4 protein-coding genes and 4 tRNA genes are annotated in these 5257 nt (G+C 37.5%); all 8 read right to left on the bottom strand.

Features of this window, described 5'->3' with window-relative positions; all coding sequences use genetic code 11:
- Nucleotides 1-76: 76 nt before the first annotated feature.
- Complete coding sequence (locus ADI86_RS06775) at nucleotides 77-718, bottom strand: ABC transporter ATP-binding protein (protein WP_000571283.1); 642 nt, start codon at nucleotides 716-718, stop codon at nucleotides 77-79.
- Between the two features lies 1 nt (nucleotide 719).
- Nucleotides 720-2741, bottom strand: a complete 2022-nt coding sequence (locus tag ADI86_RS06770; RefSeq protein ID WP_049532304.1) for a bacteriocin-associated integral membrane family protein — start codon at nucleotides 2739-2741, stop codon at nucleotides 720-722.
- Between the two features lie 302 nt (nucleotides 2742-3043).
- Entirely contained in the window at nucleotides 3044-3196 is a 153-nt protein-coding gene (locus ADI86_RS12285) for a hypothetical protein (protein ID WP_049532302.1), read from the bottom strand.
- 130 nt (nucleotides 3197-3326) lie between these two features.
- Nucleotides 3327-4712, bottom strand: a complete 1386-nt coding sequence (locus ADI86_RS06760; RefSeq protein ID WP_049532300.1) for an IS1182 family transposase — start codon at nucleotides 4710-4712, stop codon at nucleotides 3327-3329.
- 134 nt (nucleotides 4713-4846) lie between these two features.
- Nucleotides 4847-4930, bottom strand: a tRNA-Leu gene (locus tag ADI86_RS06755).
- 9 nt (nucleotides 4931-4939) lie between these two features.
- A tRNA-Gln gene (locus ADI86_RS06750) sits at nucleotides 4940-5011 on the bottom strand.
- Between the two features lie 13 nt (nucleotides 5012-5024).
- Nucleotides 5025-5097 (bottom strand) — tRNA-His (locus tag ADI86_RS06745).
- A 14-nt stretch (nucleotides 5098-5111) separates the two neighbouring features.
- Nucleotides 5112-5182, bottom strand: a tRNA-Trp gene (locus ADI86_RS06740).
- Nucleotides 5183-5257: the final 75 nt, after the last annotated feature.

Genomic DNA, 5257 nt, shown 5'->3' with positions numbered 1-5257 from the left:
AAGCAGTGCTTTGAGCAACCTGCGGCTAGTTTCCTAGTTTGCTCTTTGATTTTCATTGAGTATGAATCTTACCATATCATCTATGTGATAAATCGGTAACTCGAATAACTTGGTCCACTTGCTCCCAAATCAGAGGATTGTGGGTCGCAATAATAATAGTTCGATTCGGATTTTTTAAAGATTCTAGGATGGAAAGTAATTCCTCAGAGTTTTTGGGGTCTAGTGAAGCGGTTGGTTCATCTGCAAGAATCAAAGGCGGATCCTTTAAAATTATCTTCGCTAATGCAACACGTTGTGCTTCTCCTCCTGATAACTCAAATATAGGTTGCTTCAAATCCAAATAAGAGAGGTTTACACGGTTTAGAGCTTGTTTCATCAAAGAGATTTTCTCTTTTTCTTTCAACTTTTTACCAACTAAACCCAGATTGAGATTCTCTTTGACGGTTTGACTTTCAATTAAGCCAAAATCTTGAAATAGATATCCTAAGTAATCTCTAAAGAAAACAGAAGGCTTGATGTCCTTAAGAGAGGTGCCATCATAGATAATTTGCCCTTTGTCATATGGCTCTAATCGTCCAATCATATTCAAGAGTGTTGTCTTACCACAGCCACTTGTACCGATTAAGGCATAAATTTTCCCACCTTCAAAATGAAGATTCGTATCTGAAAATAGCTGACGGCTTCCAAATTTTTTAGATATATTCTTTAGTTCAATCATCCTATTTTCCTTTCATAATTGTCATAGAAACACGAGATTCTTTATGAGCTTGACGGTAAAGCGTCAAAACTGCACTAGCTAGAAAGACTAATAAAGTGAGCAAGCCAATCACCAAGTCTCGACTGCTTAAAATAAAGAGACTAGCACCAAATACAAAACTGGCAAATTGACTAACCATATACTGAGCATGTGTTTCAAAAAATCGTAAACCTGAAATTCGTTTAATCAAGATATCTCGACGGAATTGCTCGAAATATAGAAGATTGACAGAATAAAAGAGTAACAAGGAACTAGCTATTCCAACCATAGCTCCTAGGATTAAAGTTGCTGTTTCAGTTTGCACTTCATTATAACGAGTTAGATAAACACTTCTTCCTTCTTTAAGATAGGATACTTGCTCATAAATTCCAGCTTCCTTCAAGAGAGCTAGACCACTCTCATATCCTTTGATAAAGAGTTGCTTTCCAGCATTAATAGACCAAACAGATTTTGAAATGAAACTATCGCCTGTAGATGTTGGAGTGAACACAACTAAAATCGGATCGGTTAAGTACTGAGTGGATACTGGACTTTCACCGTTATTATAAATAAATCGCTTTTCTCCTGTTGGTAGATAGCTAACAATCGCTCTCATTTCATACTCTAAAGGAGCGTTTTCATCCTCGCTTGATTTTCCGTAATAGTTTAAACTTTCTTCAAAAACTTTCTTAAGTTCTGCTTCCTGTGAACGAAGAGATTCTGGTAATAAGAGTCCAAATTCCCCTTTTTGAAGATGAGCTATTTTCTGTCTAGTCTCATCATTTACAGACACATTTTCCTTGTCCAAATAACTTGGACTGACATAGAGAACATTAGCATCTGGACTATAGGTATCCAGTGTTTCCCCTTTTTCATTTTTTCCTTGAGGATTTGCAAAATGAATGAGATTATCTTTTACAAATAGAGCCTGTTCTTTTTCAACTGCTTCTTTGGAAAATTCATACCACTTATTCTGAGTTTCTGTATCTTTTCCTCTATCACCTAAACCAAAAGAAATTTGATAATAATCTGCTCTATCCTTCCATGCTTGTTTTGAAATTTCAAGTTCTTTCAATCGTTGGTAAGACGTCAAACCCGTCTTAACAGCGTAGCCTACTGTAAAAACAGCTACTAACTGACACAATAGGGTTAAAGCCATCAAGCGTTTAAGGGGTAATCTTCCCTTAATAACGGGAACTAATGCTTTATAACTCAAACTCATTAGGTAAAGGAGCATTAGTAAAATTGAAATACCCAATAAAAACAAAAGATAGAAACTAATCCCAAAACCATAGGTAGCTAACAAGATAGGATAAAACAAACCTTGACTAAAAAGAATGACTCCCCCACCTAGGAAGGAAAGGAGGGCTGATAGAAGGAGCCACTTGATATCAGTAGATAAAGAATGGCCCATGATTGATAAGAGTGTCTGACCAGAAAAGAGTTTTATACCTGCTACTCTCATTTCCTTAATCCGAGTGATAATCACTAAAGAAAAGAAAGATAAGCCAAATATTGCTAAACTAATTAAAATAAGTGGATTTAGTAAAATTCGAAAAGCAAGAGAATAGGGAGGAGTTTTGCGGTCTGCAATCGCTTTATAACCTAAATCATCTAATTTTGCAGCTAATTTTTCCTTGGTAAATGAACCAGATAAGAGAAGGTAACTATTGAGAGGATCGCTCTGTTCACGACTTTCTTGGCTAGCTTCTTGGAATTCTTTTGGTAATGTTCCCTGACCATAAGTTGCATAAGTAAAGTTGGTAGTCCCATCCTTACTCGGCTCTGCAATTCTTCTAGCTATTAAACTCTGTTCTGAGTTTGCAAAATTCTCTAATTCCTTTTCAAATACCTCACGCGACGGTTCCTGAGTATCTTTTTTGACACGAAGTAAAGAAACGGAATCATAGCTTGCATATAAATATTGTGGCGCACGTAAGATAATAATCCAAGCAAAGAAGAAGCTGAGAAAAAAAGTTGATAATAATATGAATAGTTTCTTCATAGTAGACTCCTTGTATAAGAGAATAACACTATAGAAAAAGATTTTATCTTTTATAAATCCTTAGAATTATTTCCCTAGTTTAATCCATCACACCCTGAGCATCAATACAACAAATTTAATCCTCTCTTATTTTGAAATCGGTTTCTTATGACATAAATATATCACTTTCTATATAACCTGTCAACATATTTTACTAAGATATCATTAGTAATAAAATTTTACAGTTCCCTTAAAAATAGATGTCGATAGCGATTTTTATTCAAGATTTTCCCATTCATATTATCTGTGAAAAATAGATGATGTTATAGTAATACTCTTCGAAAATCAAATTCAAACCACGTCAGCGTCACCTTACCGTATATATGGTCACTGACTTCGTCAGTCTTATCTACAACCTCAAAACTGTATTTTGAGCAGCCTGCGGCTAGCTTCCTAGTTTGCTCTTTGATTTTCATTGAGTATAAAAGGCAATTCAAACTATTGTAAAATTTCTACAAAAAAAGAGAGTCAAAACTCTCTTCAGATTGAAGACAAACGTCATTTTTGGCGTTTGTCTTTTTTGCTTTTCAAAAATATTTTGTCTCATCATCTGATATTCCAACCAAAAACTGGATTTAGAACAAAATAAAAAGGGATATTCGCTATCCGTTTCACCAATTTTTTGATATTTAAGCATGCCAAAGTAAGCCCAACTTTATCCTCCATTTTGGACTTTCCTTTCTCTCTAGTGTATCTCAAATTATGGTACTCCTTAGCTGTCCCAAAGAGTCGTTCAATTGTTTCTTTGCGCTTCTTATAGAGTTCCTTCATTTCTTTTTGGTGACGGATTTCCTCACAAAATTCAAGATCATCCTTCCAGACATGTCTCGTGATTACTTTTTGGTGATTTTGGCTTTGGGTACAAACGGATAATAAAGGACAGGCAACACATACTTTGGGATTACTCTTATACTCACGGTAGCCTTCTCGAGTGGTAGTGCGATAGTTTAATACTTGATTCTCTGGACAGACATAAGAGTCATCACTTGCATCATAAACAAAATGACTAGGTCTTAAGTTTCCCTTTACTCCCTTTGGACGAGTATAAGGGAAGACAGGGATGATGTTACGTTCTAATAAATAATGGGCAATAGCTGGGGTCTTGTAGCCTGCATCCGCAATAATATAGCGTGGGGAGAAAGGTTCTAACTTTGAGAAAAGAGCAGGGAAAGCCTGACTGTCATGAACATTTCCCGCTTCAACCGTATAAGCTAAGGCCCAACCATGCTTATCGCAAGCAACTTGGGCAGAATAGGCAAATACTTCCTTGTGTTCACCCTTGTGAAACCAACCACACTCGGGATCTGTCGTTGAGATCTTCTTTTCTTTAGCCTCACTTTCTTTTGCGGGCTTTAAGGACTTTTTTGCGTGTTTTTTCCTATCTAAATCAATCTCAACTTCCAATTGTTCACTCATAAACTTAGCTTGTTGGTCTACCATTTCCTTACGATATTTGTGACTATTAGCTGCCGCTTTGATATGGGTGCCATCCACAAATATTTCAGAAGGATCAATTAAACCTGCATACAAAGCTTGGTTGAGTACTTGGGAAAAAATCTCAGAAATGAGTTCTTTATCTTGAAAACGACGGCTGTAATTCTTCCCATAGGTAGTAAAATGAGGGACCTTATCATCTAAAGTCAGACCAAGAAACCAACGATAGGCCACGTTTACTTCAATCTCTTTAATGGTTTGGCGCATGGAACGGATACCATAAAAACATTTGATCAAAGGAATTTTGACTAACATGACGGGATCAAGACTAGGACGACCCTGATCTGGACTATAGGTATCTTCTACCAAATCATAGATAAAGTCAAAATCAACTTTTGAATCAACTTGTCGAAGAAAGTGATCTTTTGGGACCAATTCGTCTATTGTATAGAAACCATATTGCTTACGATTATAATCAGGTTTTTCTTTGTGAAACATAGGGAACACCTCACAACTCTTCTTACCTCTATTATACGACTTTACACAAAGAAAAGCCCTTAGAAACTGGAGTTCTAAGGACTTTGTCTTCAATCTGAGACAAGGTCCTAGACCTTGTCTTTAATACTATACTATACCGGCGGCCGGGGTCGAACCGGCACGTCCTTGCGGACACTGGATTTTGAGTCCAGCGCGTCTGCCAATTCCGCCACGCCGGCAAATAGTAACTGGGGTAGCTGGATTCGAACCAACGCATGAGGGAGTCAAAGTCCCTTGCCTTACCGCTTGGCTATACCCCAATAATATAAAATAGGCGAGTGATGGGGATCGAACCCACGCATGCCAGAGCCACAATCTGGTGTGTTAACCACTTCACCACACCCGCCATAATTCTATTAACACGGGCAGTAGGAATTGAACCCACACTGAAGGTTTTGGAGACCTTAGTTCTACCTTTAAACTATGCCCGTAAAATGGAAGGGGAGGGATTCGAACCCCCGAACCCGAAGGAGCGGATTTACAGTCCGCCGCGTTTAGCCTCTTCG

Source organism: Streptococcus pseudopneumoniae, from assembly GCF_001074975.1.
In the GTDB taxonomy this organism is placed as follows: Bacteria; Bacillota; Bacilli; order Lactobacillales; family Streptococcaceae; genus Streptococcus; species Streptococcus pseudopneumoniae_D.
Note: the sequence above shows the minus strand (reverse complement) of the source record. Positions and strands in the feature narration are given on the sequence as shown.

Excerpts from the sequence above, each read along its gene's own strand:
- ADI86_RS06775 (WP_000571283.1), bottom strand. The coding sequence starts at position 718 with ATGATTGAACTAAAGAATATATCTAAAAAATTTGGAAGCCGTCAGCTA.
- ADI86_RS06770 (WP_049532304.1), bottom strand. The coding sequence starts at position 2,741 with ATGAAGAAACTATTCATATTATTATCAACTTTTTTTCTCAGCTTCTTC.
- ADI86_RS12285 (WP_049532302.1), bottom strand. The coding sequence starts at position 3,196 with ATGAAAATCAAAGAGCAAACTAGGAAGCTAGCCGCAGGCTGCTCAAAA.
- ADI86_RS06760 (WP_049532300.1), bottom strand. The coding sequence starts at position 4,712 with ATGTTTCACAAAGAAAAACCTGATTATAATCGTAAGCAATATGGTTTC.